The organism is Parasphingorhabdus sp. (genome assembly GCF_039982395.1).
Taxonomy (GTDB): domain Bacteria; phylum Pseudomonadota; class Alphaproteobacteria; order Sphingomonadales; family Sphingomonadaceae; genus Parasphingorhabdus.
In genome coordinates, this window is the sequence record NZ_JBDWYO010000006.1 from 745334 (window position 1) to 759653 (window position 14320).

The 14320-nt window shown below is 54.9% G+C and carries 12 protein-coding genes; 7 read left to right on the forward strand and 5 right to left on the reverse strand.

The features are described 5' to 3' along the window. Positions 1 to 39 precede the first annotated feature (39 nt). The 3 genes from ABJV08_RS13715 to ABJV08_RS13725 all read left to right on the forward strand — a co-directional run bounded on the left by ABJV08_RS13715 (position 40) and on the right by ABJV08_RS13725 (position 3621). The gene (locus tag ABJV08_RS13715) at positions 40 to 879 is read left to right on the forward strand and encodes a metal-dependent hydrolase (RefSeq protein WP_348039695.1); all 840 of its coding nucleotides are present in this window, start codon (positions 40 to 42) and stop codon (positions 877 to 879) included. Between the two features lie 272 nt (positions 880 to 1151). After that, positions 1152 to 2741 (forward strand): EAL domain-containing protein, encoded by a 1590-nt coding sequence (locus ABJV08_RS13720; RefSeq protein WP_348115389.1) that lies wholly within the window; start codon positions 1152 to 1154, stop codon positions 2739 to 2741. 268 nt (positions 2742 to 3009) lie between these two features. Further along, positions 3010 to 3621: an NAD(P)H-dependent oxidoreductase gene (locus ABJV08_RS13725; protein ID WP_348039693.1), complete on the forward strand. Its 612-nt coding sequence runs from the start codon at positions 3010 to 3012 to the stop codon at positions 3619 to 3621. 124 nt (positions 3622 to 3745) lie between these two features. On the opposite strand, the gene ABJV08_RS13730 is transcribed toward ABJV08_RS13725, so the two are convergent. The 3 genes from ABJV08_RS13730 to ABJV08_RS13740 are packed head-to-tail and all read right to left on the reverse strand — an operon-like array spanning position 3746 to position 7552. Next, complete coding sequence (locus ABJV08_RS13730; protein WP_348039692.1) at positions 3746 to 4141, reverse strand: YdbL family protein; 396 nt, start codon at positions 4139 to 4141, stop codon at positions 3746 to 3748. After that, complete coding sequence (locus ABJV08_RS13735) at positions 4141 to 4416, reverse strand: YnbE family lipoprotein (protein ID WP_348039691.1); 276 nt, start codon at positions 4414 to 4416, stop codon at positions 4141 to 4143. The genes ABJV08_RS13730 and ABJV08_RS13735 overlap by 1 nt, the downstream gene beginning before the upstream one ends. Further along, positions 4409 to 7552, reverse strand: coding sequence for a YdbH domain-containing protein (locus tag ABJV08_RS13740; protein WP_348039690.1), 3144 nt, complete (start codon positions 7550 to 7552; stop codon positions 4409 to 4411). Before ABJV08_RS13740 ends, ABJV08_RS13735 begins: the two co-directional genes overlap by 8 nt. A 149-nt stretch (positions 7553 to 7701) precedes the next feature. Between ABJV08_RS13740 and radC the strand changes: the two genes are divergently transcribed. Next, positions 7702 to 8400, forward strand: a complete 699-nt coding sequence (gene radC, locus ABJV08_RS13745) for a DNA repair protein RadC (protein WP_348039689.1) — start codon at positions 7702 to 7704, stop codon at positions 8398 to 8400. A 4-nt stretch (positions 8401 to 8404) separates the two neighbouring features. Here radC and ABJV08_RS13750 read toward each other — a convergent pair whose 3' ends face one another. Further along, the gene (locus tag ABJV08_RS13750) at positions 8405 to 10564 is read right to left on the reverse strand and encodes an FAD-dependent oxidoreductase (RefSeq protein WP_348039688.1); all 2160 of its coding nucleotides are present in this window, start codon (positions 10562 to 10564) and stop codon (positions 8405 to 8407) included. A gap of 56 nt (positions 10565 to 10620) precedes the next feature. Further along, positions 10621 to 11721 carry an ATP-dependent 6-phosphofructokinase gene (locus ABJV08_RS13755; RefSeq protein WP_348039687.1) on the reverse strand — a complete coding sequence of 367 codons (1101 nt, stop codon included), beginning with the start codon at positions 11719 to 11721 and terminating at the stop codon, positions 10621 to 10623. 113 nt (positions 11722 to 11834) lie between these two features. Between ABJV08_RS13755 and purB the strand changes: the two genes are divergently transcribed. The 3 genes from purB (at position 11835) to pyrF (ending at position 14251) form a co-directional block, all read left to right on the forward strand. Continuing rightward, positions 11835 to 13136, forward strand: a complete 1302-nt coding sequence (purB, locus tag ABJV08_RS13760; protein ID WP_348039686.1) for an adenylosuccinate lyase — start codon at positions 11835 to 11837, stop codon at positions 13134 to 13136. A gap of 87 nt (positions 13137 to 13223) precedes the next feature. After that, positions 13224 to 13580 (forward strand): LapA family protein, encoded by a 357-nt coding sequence (locus ABJV08_RS13765; RefSeq protein WP_348039685.1) that lies wholly within the window; start codon positions 13224 to 13226, stop codon positions 13578 to 13580. After that, the gene (gene pyrF / locus ABJV08_RS13770; protein WP_348039684.1) at positions 13577 to 14251 is read left to right on the forward strand and encodes an orotidine-5'-phosphate decarboxylase; all 675 of its coding nucleotides are present in this window, start codon (positions 13577 to 13579) and stop codon (positions 14249 to 14251) included. Before ABJV08_RS13765 ends, pyrF begins: the two co-directional genes overlap by 4 nt. Positions 14252 to 14320 lie beyond the last annotated feature (69 nt).

The window sequence follows — 14320 nt, forward strand, 5'->3', positions numbered from 1 at the left end:
GCGCGCAATCAAATTGCTTTGGGTCGTTAGAATCCCAAGATGAATCTTCCTGCCAAAATCTATTCCGGAATTACCGTCCGCAAACTTAACATCGCGGCAAAGCCGATCGGAGACGACCGCTGGTATTTGGGTGGTGATCCGATTGCTACGGCATTTTTCAACGCGCTCACCATTACCTTCCCGCAAGGAGAGAATTTCTTTATCGACAGCGTCCGTCCTTATCGGAAGCTTGCTCCCTCCGGCCTTGCCAGAGAAATCGCGGATTTCATCAAGCAAGAGGCGATGCATTCCTCCGAACATGCAGCGTTTAACGACCAGATCAAGCGCGCAGGATATGATGTCGGCATCTTGAACGAACGGGTGCGTCATGAACTGGGACGCTTCAAAACGCGCTCCCCTATTCGCCAGCTTGGCCTGACGATCGCGTTGGAGCATTTCACAGCCTTATTCGCACGCGAACTTCTCGCTAAGCCGCACCATTTGGAAAACACGCCCTATTCCGTGCGCCGATTGTGGCGCTGGCACGCTTTGGAAGAGATCGAACATAAGGCGGTCGCTTTTGACACTTTTCTTTTCGCCACGCGTGACTGGTCTCGCCTGAGACGCTGGGCCTTTCGATCCTTTGCGATGATGGAGGCAAGTTATCAGTTCAGTAAAGTGATTGGCCTCAACATGCGCAATCTCTTCGCTCAAGACAGGTTCAGAGGCTGGTTCATGGCTGCACGGACACTGCGATATCTGTTCGGACCAGCAGGCCCACTTCGCGCTATGGCCAAAGGTTGGCTGGCCTGGTTCTTCCCCGGCTTCCATCCGTGGAACCAAGATGACCGCGCGCTCATCGCCCCCGTTGCCGCAGAATTTACCGGGTCCATAGACTGATGCGGCTGTTTGATCGTCTTCATCTAGATGTCATTGATGTTGCCCCGGTGCAGCATCGGATCGGCCCTTATAGATCAGGAATTGCCACCATCCTGGGACTGCTCAGCATTGCGCCGCTGGGCGCGAGGACAGCCCTTGCTTGGCTGGCCACGATGCTCGTTTGCGAGGCTTGGACATGGTTGGCGACGCGTTCTTCGCTTTCCGGAAGAATGACAAACAGACAGATAGTGAATTACATCGCTTCTGGCCTTGCCACTGTCCCCTGTTGGACCATGCTCGGCGTTCTTTACTGGATCAGCAGCGTGGAGGGGTCAACCGAAATAGCCTTAGTCATTTGGGCGGCGCAGCTCATCTATACGCAGCGTTTCATCTATCAATCCCTCACCGCCATTATCATCGGCAACATTTCGAATATTGCGGCCATGCTGATTTTTCCGCTCATGGACACGCGCCTTGATACGTCTGTCCAAATCCTGCTCATCACCGGTTTGATCGTCAGTATTGGCTTCGCCCTGAGCGGCGCGTTGATGACGATGAAAAATGTTCAATCTCTCTCGAAAGAGAAGGCGGCGGTGGAATATGGAGCAACCCATGATCTGCTAACCGGCTTAATGAACCGGTCTGTTTTCCAGCAGAGTCTCGTCTCGGCGATATCCCGGGATCAGAAGAGCGCAGTGCTGTTCATCGACTTGGATCGGTTCAAACGCGTCAACGACACGCTTGGCCATCAGGCAGGCGATGCATTGCTTGAAGGATTTAGCCAAAGGCTGAAACAAGCCGTGCCAGAGGATGCCATTGTTGCGCGTTTTGGCGGAGATGAATTTGCGGTGCTGCTGAAGCTACCGGAAACCCGACAGGAGTTGGAAGACGCTTGCTTCAACATCATTCGTACAACCCAGACGAAATTCATGCTCCCCGGCGGCTTCGCACAAGTGGGTGCAAGCGTGGGCGTGGCGTTGTTACCCGATCATGGCCGGGATCCCGGCGAGCTTATGCGCAAATCTGATCTGGCGCTCTATTCTGCCAAAGCGGCGGGACGCGGCACGTTCAAACTGTTCAATTCAGAAATTGAAGCGACGGTGCGAGAACGCACGAAACTAGAAGCTGAACTGCGGTCGATTTTGACTGAGGGTGCAGGACTGGAACTTCACTATCAACCCAAGCTTGATAGCCAAGGCAGCAGTTGTTCGGTCGAATCCTTGCTCCGCTGGAAACACCCAGAGCTAGGCAATATCGCACCAACGCACATCATCGACATTGCCGAAGATACCGGTTTGATCATACCTTTGGGGCAATGGGTCATTCGCACGGCACTAGCCTTTGCCGCGCGTTGGCCGGTTCTGGGGGTTGCGATCAATATCTCCCCTGCCCAATTGCACGGTGCAGGCTTCTCTGACTGGGTCATCAAGGAGGCTCTCGCTGCTGGTGTCGAACCGAAGCGTATCGAATTTGAGATCACCGAGACGATCCTGCTTGATGAAACGCCTGAAACGGCACAAACGCTGAAGACATTGCGTGAAGCAGGGTTCTCAATCGCTCTCACCGACTTTGGTACCGGCTACGCATCGCTTCGCCGGCTGCATAGTTTCAAAGTTGATCGGGTAAAAATCGACAGATCTTTCCTTCATAATCTGGAAAGCGATGCCGAAGCCACCGCCATTGTGCAAGCCGTGATCCAGCTTGGGCACGCTATGGGGCTCCAGGTCACGGCAGAAGGCGTCGAGACCGCTGCCCATCGTAATTTTCTGAAACATGCCGGCGTCGATGAAATGCAAGGCTTCCTGTTTGCAAAGGCAAAACCGGAAGCAGAGTTGCTCGATTTCTTCAACGAAATCGCAAAGAAAATCACGCGCGCTGCTTGAGCTTGGTCTCTGCTTTCAATGTTAAAAATTCCGCGCGATTGCTATGCCTAATATTGGACCTAGCGGCCGCTTTAGCCGCAAAAGCAGATGTTAGCCTTTCATGGCAGGCATCTCTCAACCCATTTATGGGCCTTTCATAGGTTTGCTTCGATGCCCGTGTTGATGTGGAAAAATTGATATCCCGACACTCGCAATAAAGCGATTTATTCTCTGAGTATCTCGGTTTGCCGTGTTTGACCGTCAGAATGATTTCTGATTAGCTATCAGCATGAAAAATATTCTACTGATCAATGGCCATCAGCCATTTCCTTCGTCCCCTGGAAAATTGAACGGCTCTTTTGTGGCTCAAGCGAGGGCGTATTTTGAGACTCTGGGATGGCCACTTCGGCTTGTCGAAACAGCCAAAGCTTGGACCATAGAAGAAGAAGTAGAAAATCAGCTTTGGGCAGATTTAATATTGCTTCAATTCCCTTTAAACTCAATGGGCCTCCCTTGGCCCTTAAAACGTTACCTTGATGAAGTTTACACCGCAGGAATGGATGGACGGCTTGCCAAAGGAGACGGCCGCAGTCGATCTGACCCTGAGAAACAATATGGATCGGGAGGCGCAATGCACGGTCGTTCTTACTTATTATCTGTAACGTTGAATGCTCCATTGACCGCGTTTTCTGATCCAGAACAAGCACTCTTTGAAGGTCGTTCGCTTGATCAACTTTTAGCTCCAGTCCATATAAATTTCGCCTTCTTCGGGCTGAAAGCTGAGCCAACATTCGCAGCCTATGATATCAACAAAGCACCTGAGATCGACAAGGATTTCGCTAGGTTTTCAGCAACTCTAACAACTCTCTCGAAAGAACTACTTGATAGAAATGATGCCTGAAAGCAGGGCGCTCTAGCACAGCCAATTGGGAACCAGACCCTACCTCAACCGCCCCACTTCAGAACAAAAAAGGGCGCATCAACCAGATCGACGCGCCCTTTCCTCTTTTCTGTTCCGTGCTTGCTCAAGGGCAGCGCGCATCGCGTGTTGGCGCGGATCCGCTGCGGGTTTCCCAGCCGCCGGACGGCGTCTGATATTTCTCGCCAGCCGATGTCCGCATGATTAGGTTGCAACCCGAGGTGAAAGCAAATTGCTCGACCGTTGAATTGGTTTCCTGTGCCTTGCGGGTATAGGCAGCCTTGCGTTTGATATTAATGTCTTCGACCAGCGCTTTGATCGCAGGTGAAGGGGCGTTAACATAGCCGAGATATCCATCAGGCTTCTCGCCAATGGCGCCGGAGGCCCGGGCTGCCGCATATGCGGGGTTGCGCTGCGCCATCACCGGTGCGGCAACCACTGCGGTCAGGGTCAAGCCACCCAAAATCGTCAAAGCCTTGTTTTTCTTTACAAAATTTAACATTAGAAAATATCCGCTTCCTCGTTGATTAAGTCCTTAGCATCGCCGTCAAGCCGATACACCACTTCCTGCTTGATGTTGATATTGAGGTTGATGACAATCGGTTTGTCCGGTGCAGTCACCTGCACACAGGCGGACAGCGCTATCAATGGCCCCAAAATCAAGCCGGCGGTGGTTAAACTCCTCATATTGCAACGAATCGCATCATATGGACGATCCGTCAATTGCCTTGTCTTATAAAGCATCGTCGCTTTCCCTTGGCTGAATGGACTATTCATTATCTTTTAGAGCCTTCACCGCTTCCTTCGCCCGCGCTTCCTGCGCGCGCATCAAGGCTGGCAGATTCTGCCCAACCAGCAGTTCCGGTTCATAATAGGATTGGGCGCTGCTCATCAATTGCATGAAGGGCGCCTGGATGCGGACGTTGAATTCCATAGGGATGCGGGCGAGCTGCTTGGTGATGAAATTCCGGCTTGCATCATCGCCTTGCTGTAGCCCAGCAAATTTTACTTCGGTGATGATCTCACCGGCTATATCGCCATCCATACCAATGGTCAGACTGCGATATTTGATCGATTTCAGCGCGTTGAAGGCGAAATTGGTCATCGCTCCCATATCTTCATATGTGAGCGCGCCGACATAGGCCAGAGACCCGCCGCCCTCCCGCGCCACCAGATATCCGCCGACAATCCGGCCACCATCCTGATCAAAGACCATGGGCAACTTGCCGTCAAAAACACCGGTTGCGGTCATATTTTCAAAATCAAACTGGGTCAGGAACTGGGCGGCATCAATGCCTTCGACGGTGAATTGCAGACGGCGTTCGGCCTCTTCACTCAAATCCAATATGGTCGGCTCTAGATAGAGTTTGCCGCCGGCAAAGGGCCATTCTCCGCCTTCCACCTCCACTTGATAGTCGGGAAGCAGGCGATAGCGGATTTTTCCATTGAACACAGCAACACCCGGGTTGACCTCGGATAGAGTAACGCTTTGACCAGGGGCCGTTTCCAGCGATAGCAAATCGGAAAAGCTAATCTCTCCTGACAGGCCGGTGACCGGGCCAAAGGCAGCAGCGAGACTCATCCCGTTGGTCCGGAAGGTCCCTGTGCTCTTGATACCATCTTCGGAATCATCCCAGTCAATCCGGCCAGTGCCCGAAATTTCGCCCTGCACATTGGCGATGACACCAAGCGTCAGCGGAGTGAGCTGTTCCGGCTGGAGACGTTCGTTGAACAGCAACGACTGGACATCAATCAGCGCCCTTCCCTCGCTTGTGTTCAAAGTGTGGATGATATCAATCGTTGCAACCGAGGCCAAAGAATTCGGTTCACGAAGCCAACCGGTCGCCATGAGGTTACTGCCATCAAAGCGCAGTTTCACATCATCGCTGATCAACGGCCGGAAGCGCTCTACCTGGTCTTCATCCCGGACCAGCAAACTAGCATCCGCCAGAAATTCGCCATTTTCATAACGCCAGTCGCCCTCGATTTTTTCCATCAACAAGGGAACATTGGCAACCTTTCCCGATCCGCCTTCGATCCGGCCGGTCAGGTCTCCGCCAAAGGCGGCGTTCAGCACAGCCATGTCCAGGCTGGTCATATTGTCTGCCGTTCCCAATCGGACGGCAACATTCTGCGCTTCAATACCATTCGCTAAAGAAAAGCCGAAGAGACTGCTTGAAATCATCAACGGCGTGCCGCCAATATCGCCAACCAGATTGAGACCGGGCGCATTGGCCGCAACATTGACGCCAGACCGACCGCTGGAGACGATCGCATTTCCCCGGGGGCATAATCGTGTGCTGGTAGGTCCGGCGTTCAAAGACCCTGTGCGCAGGCTGGCAAACTGCAAGTCGACACATTGGCGGAACAGAGCGAAATCGCCATTGCGGCCGATATTTCCGCTGACCGGTACCTGTAACCCGGTGATCTGTCCATCTTGGAGCGGACCGGTCAGGATGATCCGTCCGTCAATATTGGTACCGCCCTGCCGCGTCGGAGAAAAAGCCATAGCCGGAATTTTCAACTGGGCCGAACCTGCCTGATAGGCGGCCATTTCGATCTGTCCGGAAAATCCGCGCGACAGGCTGCCGTCGTCCAGCACAAGGGTCGTGTTGGGAAAACCTCCGCCAGCAAGCCACAGGTGGCCATCGGCCAGCATCCGGACATTCTTGTCGGTAAAGGCCAGCAACAAGGGATCGCTGAGCGTTAACGCGGCTCCGGAACGCGACCGGGCGGCTAGTGCCTTCAGCTCAAGCGTGGTCTGTTCTTCGCCTTGGGAAAATTTTATGTCGCTGGATATGTCCAGCTGGTTACCAGCCAATTGCAGCGCATTTGCCAGTTTTGCGACAATGGGCCCCACGGGAGTTCCGGCAGCCGATGTCGATAGGCCTTTGGCCTGCTGCAAAATACCTTGCGCAACCCGGCCGCCTCGCACTTCCGGCTGCCCTTCGAAACTGGCGGTCATCTGCGCACCACCATAGCCCAGCGAAAATGGGCCATTGATGCGCGATTGGTCAGCGCGCCCATATGGGGATTGCAAGCCGCTGGCGGTCAGATCCAAATCACCGCTGCTCTGATTGAAGTCTCCGACAATATCCAATGATGCTTTGATTTCCTGACTAGCATAGTCGGCATAGCGCAATGGCCCCCCGATCAAGCCGATATTGCCGGACCAGCTGGCAAGATCCTCGCCAAGGTCGACCGAAACTCTGGCTGCAAAATCTTCTGCCGTGAGGTCAAGTCTTTTGCAGGAAACGCCTGGCATGCGCAGCGGCCCCTGCAATTGCGGCTTCTTGTCGCGGATCGCAATCTTGCCGAAGAAGGTCGGCTTCGTCAGCGCACAACCACCGGCGACCAGTTTTTTGCTAATCGCAGCAACCTCTCCTTTGAAACCGTCTTGCAACTCGCCGGTCCCTTGAAGCGTTAGGCCTATTGCGCCATAGTCGCTATCGATGCGCAACTTGGCATCAGACAAGTCTAACCAAATATCAGGGAGTGCAAGTGGGCTATCGTCCTCCGGATCCGTGAATTTATCTAGCTCGCCAAAGCTAAGCTTGTCCTTTTCCAACCGCCCGAACAGCTTCACGCCACTCGCCTTGATCCAGTTGATGCCAACGCCGCCCAAGCTCAGAGAGTTGCCGACTTCGACCAGTTCTGCCGTCATATCCGGTCGTTCGGGATCACCGATGACAAGATTGCGAATGACTTGCTTGCGCAGACCAATATCATCGAGGTCATAGCTGGCCGCGACATCCATATCGTCAAGTTGCGACTGGATGACATTGTCCGCCAGGGTCGTTCGACTGATCCAAAGGACAATCAGGGCCAGCAGAATCAGAACAAGCAAAATCCCGCCGAAAAGTCGAAACCGGGATCGGCGACCGACGGGGTCATTGGCGATTTCTTCTTCCATTGCCGTTGAAATGGAGAAGTCTTCCTTAAGTTGCAATGTACAAGTGCGCGAGGGGACGAGTTTTCACATTTCCGATCGCCATTGGACATATTCGGTCTGCGGTCCGGTAATAAGCAATGTTCTTATTTTGTTCTGATAATGAGAATATCATGGTCGATAGGAACACAGCTTCGTCAAACATAGCGGGCAGCGGCCATCGCACCCGCCTGCGTCGCCGCATATTGGCGGGTCTCGGCGCTGGGCTATGTGACCATGAACTTGTAGAATATCTTCTCGCCCTGGCCATTCCCCGCCGGGACACCAAACCACTGGCCAAACAGTTGATCGACGAATTCGGTGGTTTTTCTGGCTTGCTGGCTGCCGATGCAGACGCGTTGCAGAATATCCCCGGCATGGGAGAAGCGAGCGCGGCGGCCTTGAAGGTCGTTCAAGCAGCCGCGTTGCGCCTCATTTCAGAACCTGTGCGCGAACAACCAATTCTATCCAGTTGGCAGGCTTTGCTGGATTATTTGCGGGCGGATATGGCGCACCTTATCCACGAACGCGTGCGAGTGCTGCACCTCAACAGCAAGAACCAGCTTATTCGCGATGAGCTGGTCAGCGAAGGATCGATTGATCAAGCAGCCATCTATACAAGAGAGGTTATCCGACGAGCGCTGGCCTTGGGATCGGCCGCCATCATCCTTGTGCACAATCACCCGAGCGGGGACAGCACCCCCAGCCGACAGGATATTGCGATTACCAGAGATATTCGCGACGCAGGCCGCACCCTCGGCATCTCGCTCCATGATCACATCATCATTGGCAAAGACGGCCACACATCGTTCCGCTCTCAAGGATTGATCTAGCGGATCACGCACCGCTATCTTTGCCGGTAATCAGGCGGATGCCCAACTGGAGAGTAAAATAGGACCATATCCAGTTGACCAGAACGGCAATCCGGTTGCGGGTTCCCGAGAGAAACCCGACGTGCACCGCGCCCCATAACCACCAAGCAATGGCTCCGTGCAGTTTAATGAAACCAAAGTCGGCCACCGCACTTTTGCGGCCAATGGTCGCGAGGCTGCCCTGATGCTGATAGGCAAAAGGCTCCAAACCCGCTTTGCCGAGCAGCTGATTCTCGATCGATTTTGCGACATGGTTGCCGGCCTGTTTCGCCGCAGGAGCCAGCCCGGGCACAGGATTGCCCTTCCAGCCATTGCTTCCTGCCGTATCGCCGATGGCAAAGACATTCTCATGGCCAGTAACGCGCAAATGGTCATCGACCTGGACCCGCCCTGCCCGATCAGTCTCTGCATCCAGCCAGCGCCCGGCGGGAGACGCGACCACTCCGGCCGCCCATAAGACGGTTTCGGTAGCGATCTGGCTTTCCTTGCCAATTTCGACATGGTCGGCGGCAATATTAGTTACCCGGGATCCGAGACGGATTTCTACGCCCAGGTCTTCCAGGGACTGAGCCGCATGAGCCGACAATTCTTTCGGAAAAGCCGGCAAAATCCGGTCGCCGGACTGCACCAATAGGATCCGCGCCCTGGCCGGATCGATCTGGCTGAATTCATCTTTCAATCCGTGCCGGGCCAGTTCGGCAATAGCACCCGCAAGTTCAACACCGGTCGGCCCTGCGCCGACAATCACGAAGGTCAGCAGTCGTTCAATGCGCGAGGGATCGCTTGACGATTCCGCTTTTTCAAAGGCGCGCAGCACGTGGGCCCTAACGGATACGCCGTCTTCGATTGTTTTGAGACCGGGTGCAAAGGGTGCCCATTCATCCTTGCCAAAATAGCTGTGCGACGCACCCGTGGCCAACACCAGATGGTCATAATCCATGCTGTTCTGGCCAAATGTCACAGTCTTCGACTTGCTGTCGATCGCGTCGACTTCACCTAGTACCACCCGCACATTGCCGTCTTTACGGAACAACCCCCGAATCGGGGTTGCGACATCCGCAGGAGACAGGCCAGCCGTGGCGATTTGATAAAGTAGCGGCTGGAACAAATGATAATTGTGCCGATCGATCAGGGTGATCCTGACCGGCAAGTTTTTCAATCTGTTGACGCAGGACAGTCCACCAAAGCCGGCGCCGACAACCACCACATGCGGCCAATGATCGGGGACATCATCATATTTGCGGTCGAACAATATATTGGATTCCAGCCATCGCGATGCCAGCCGATCAATTGACATATAGCCTGAACCGAACAGGATCAGCAGACCAAAGACTAGCATAGGATAGAGCGACAAGTCTGGATGCAAGCCCATCACCGCCAAAGTGCTGAGAGACAATATCAACAACAATCCGGTTACCGGCACGAGCAGACCGACAATCGACAAGATCGCCAGGATCGTAGCGGCGGTTGCCCCCAAGCCCGCAAAGCTGTTCAAGGGCAAGAATTTGCTTTCTTCCGAAAGACTCAAAATGCCGGCAGACCCCAGCAATGTGGCCGCGATCCAAAAGCGCAGGATCATCAACCACACAGGTGCACCGCAATCGGTCAGCCAGCCAAACAGCCGCATCATGGGCCGGGCAAAGGGCAAGGCGCTTCCGCCGAGACCAGCAGACGCGGCCCGGTCAAAGGAAAATGCGCCAGCACCGCGCAGCACATACCAACCCAATATCGCTATCAGCCAGAGGTTCAGGTCAACCGCGACATATTCGATCTGGCTCACCGCAAGAAGCGTCAAAATCGAGAAGGCTGCAAATCGAGTGAACAGTCCGAATAGCAGTAATATTGGTGCGACAATCTCGATCAGCACGCCAATCAGGGCCGCCGTTTCGGGGGCCATCCAACTAACCGGATATTCGAACCTTGCGAGATTTACTGCCGTATCCCAGTCACCCAGCTTGACCAGACCCGATCGCAAAATGGCCTGCGCGATCAGCAAGCGCACCAGCAGATCAAAAAACGGGCTGATAAGAGCGAGTATGGATCGGTAGGACTTAACCCATATTCGCATAGTCACACGGACAAAGGGCGAAAAACGCTCTTCCTGCAAAACTGGTGTCACTGACATTCAATCCCTCTCCTCGCTTGCTATTCGCTCCGGATCAAAATTGGTTACAGCGCCGCTCAGTAGAGGAACATCGGCATGCCTTCGACCTGCACCAGATTGGGGCGATACTGGTTGGCATCATAGAGGCCCGACACATTGACCCCTTTGCTCTCTTCCAGCAGCGTACCAATCGGCACAGCACCATAATTGCCGTCGGTCAGGCAGACCATATTGGCCATCCGGTCCTGCTCGATAAGTTGCACCGCCAACGCACCAAAAGCAAAGCCGACCATGCGGTCCATCGCGTCCGGTTCTCCGGCCCGCATCAAATAGGCGAGTTCCTGCACAATCGTCTTCTGATCGCTGCGCGCTTCAATTTCGCGCGCAAGCTGCGTGCCGATGTTCAGCCCATCCCGGCTGGTGTTGGACTTGTTAATTTCATCGGCATAGTCGGTCGCCCCCGACAGCTTCGCGCCTTCGGAAACGAGGCAGATCGCATAGGATTCCGGATTGGCTTCTTTATCCTTGAGCAACAGCGGCAGCAACACATCCATATCGGCGGGCACTTCCGCGATCACCGTTCGGTCTGCCTGCGACAGAAATCCCGACAGCAAGGCTGTTTCGCCGGATCGCCGACCGAACAATTCAATCACCGCAATCCGTTCATGGCTTGCCGCCGTCGTGCGCAGCGAGTTGATCGCCTGCACGGAGCGGGTAACGGCGGTCGAGAAACCGATACAATAATCCGTACCGTGGACGTCATTGTCCATGGTCTTGGGGATGGAAATGACATTGCGACCCAGACTGGCCAGATAGGCCGAGAAACGCAGCGTGCCATCGCCGCCCATTGTGATCAGCGCATCGACCTTGAGTGCATCGAGCACGTCCAGTACCTTTTGTGTTTGATCGCCTTTGTCGGTCACGCGCGGATCACGTCGCGAGCTGTGCAAAATCGTGCCGCCCTGCCGGTCAATGCCGCGCACGCGCTCTTTGTCGAGCATCATCGCGCTATTTTCCAGGGACCAGGGATCGGCAGGATCGACTTCCAACACCCCTTCCCAGCCGCGGCGCAAGCCGATCACGTCCCAACCGCGCTGCCAGGCCGATGTCGCGATCGACTGGATACAGGGGTTGAGACCCGGAACATCGCCGCCGCCGGTTAGCACTGCCAATCGCATTTTATTCTCCCTGTTTCCGCCCTTGCATTGCCGACTCATTTCGATGGTGCTAGCGGGACCGCAAATCTTGACACAACAGTGCCGCAAAGCCGCTCTTTATCCAAGGAACAAAAATGATCCCGCGTTATTCCCGTCCCGACATGGTTGCCATCTGGGAGCCTGAATCGAAATTCCAGATCTGGTTCGAAATCGAAGCCCATGCGACCGATGCCCTGGCCGAGCTCGGTGTAGTTCCCAAAGAAGCGGCAAAAGCAATCTGGGCCAAGGGCAAGTTTGACGTCGCACGGATCGATGAAATCGAGCGCGAAGTGAAACATGACGTGATTGCATTTCTGACCAATGTTGCAGAAAATGTCGGTGAGGAAGCGCGCTTCATGCATCAGGGCATGACCTCCAGCGATGTTCTCGACACTTGCCTGGCAGTTCAATTGGCTCGGGCTTCGGACATTTTGCTCGCGGATATCGACGCCTTGCTGGCCGCCATCAAGAAGCGCGCATTCGAGCATAAGTTTACACCGACCATTGGCCGCAGCCACGGCATTCATGGCGAGCCGGTGACCTTCGGTTTGAAGCTGGCACAAGCCTATGCCGAATTCGAACGCAACCGCGAGCGGCTGGTCGCAGCGCGCAAGGAAATCGCCACCTGCGCGATTTCCGGTGCGGTCGGTACCTTCGCCAATATCGATCCCAAAGTCGAAGAATATGTCGCTGCCAAACTGGGCCTCGAAGTGGAGCCGGTTTCAACGCAAGTCATCCCGCGTGACCGCCATGCCCAATTTTTTGCCACACTCGGCGTCATAGCTTCCTCGGTCGAACGACTGGCTGTCGAAGTCCGCCACCTGCAGCGCACCGAAGTTCTGGAAGCCGAGGAATATTTCTCACCAGGCCAGAAGGGCAGCAGCGCAATGCCGCACAAGCGCAACCCGATCCTGACCGAAAATCTGACCGGCCTCGCCCGGATGGTGCGCAGCTATGCCCTGCCAGCCATGGAAAATGTCGCTCTCTGGCACGAGCGCGATATCTCGCACAGTTCGGTCGAACGGATGATCGGACCGGACGCGACCATCACCCTCGACTTTTCCCTGGGACGGCTCATCGGCGTCATTGAAAAGCTGTTGATCTATCCCGAGCGGATGCAGAAAAATCTCGACCGCATGGGCGGCCTTGTCCACTCGCAGCGTGTTTTGCTGGCACTGACCCAAGCGGGCATCAGCCGCGAAGACAGCTATCGCATTGTCCAGCGCAACGCGATGAAGGTCTGGGAGTCCGACGGTGAAATCGCCCTACTCGATCTGCTCAAGGCCGATCCGGACGTGTCTGCAAAATTGACCGATGAAGAGCTAGAGGAACGCTTCAACCTCGATTATCATTTCAAACATGTCGACACGATTTTCGCGAGAGTATTTGGTGAATAGCGCCGTTTTCGGCAGCGGAGCATAGCGTCTGGCCACCTGCCCTTTTTGGGCGTAGGATAGTCCGCAACATGACGGAAAAGGTGAAGCATGCAATTTATCAAAATCCTGTTCTGGGTTCTTCTGCTGGTCGCGACTTTCATATTCTGGTGGACCAATGAGGCACGCGCATCGCTGGATCTCGGGACCGCGATTGTAGAAGCGCGCGTTTCGACCTTTGTGGTTGGCGCCTTCATGATTGGCTTCCTCCCAACATGGCTGTTTCTTAGAGGTTCGCAATGGCGACTCGTCCGGCGGATCAAGACATTGGAAGATGCCGCACGCCCCGCTTATGCTCAAAAGCCTAGCGCCAGCCCTGCCCCCAGCCCAACTCCCAGCCCAACACCGGTTGCCGAACCGGCACCGGCGGTATCCTCGATCGACAGCAAGAAAGCACCAGGCGCATGAGCAATCCCATCTATGTAGCGCTCGACACGCCTGATCTCGATCGAGCCATTGCCATTGCCCAGTCGGTCAAAGGCCATGTCGGCGGATTGAAACTCGGGCTAGAATTTTTCTGTGCCCACGGCCATCACGGCGTGCACGAAATCCACAAGCTCGGCCTACCGATCTTTCTCGATCTCAAGCTTCACGACATTCCCAATACCGTTGCCAAGGCGATGCAGGCGATCAATGTTCTGGAACCCGCCATTGTCACGATCCATGCCTCTGGCGGCCGGGCGATGATGGAAGATGCCAAGGCTGCAGCGAATGAACATACCAAAGTGGTCGGCGTGACATTGCTGACCTCACTCGACGAACGCGACATGGGGAAGATTGGCTATGCCGGCGATCCACATGATCAGGTTGAACGGCTAGCCAGACTGGCGCGCGAGGCGGGACTGGATGGCATTGTCTGTTCCGGCAATGAAGTAGAAGCCGCGCATAAAATCTGGAAAGACGGCTTTTTCGTCGTCCCCGGCCTGCGCCCCAAAGGCGGTGCTATGGGAGACCAGAAGCGGGCGGTGACGCCGCAACAAGCCAGAGACAATGGCGCTAGCGTGTTGGTGATCGGACGGCCGATTACCGGCGCAGAAAATCCTGTGGAGGCGGCGCGGGCGATTGAGGCGACGCTTTAATTCTTCAACGACAGCGAGCCAACTTCCGTCACCCTGAACTTGTTTCAGGGTCCACTCATCCTCGCTCAG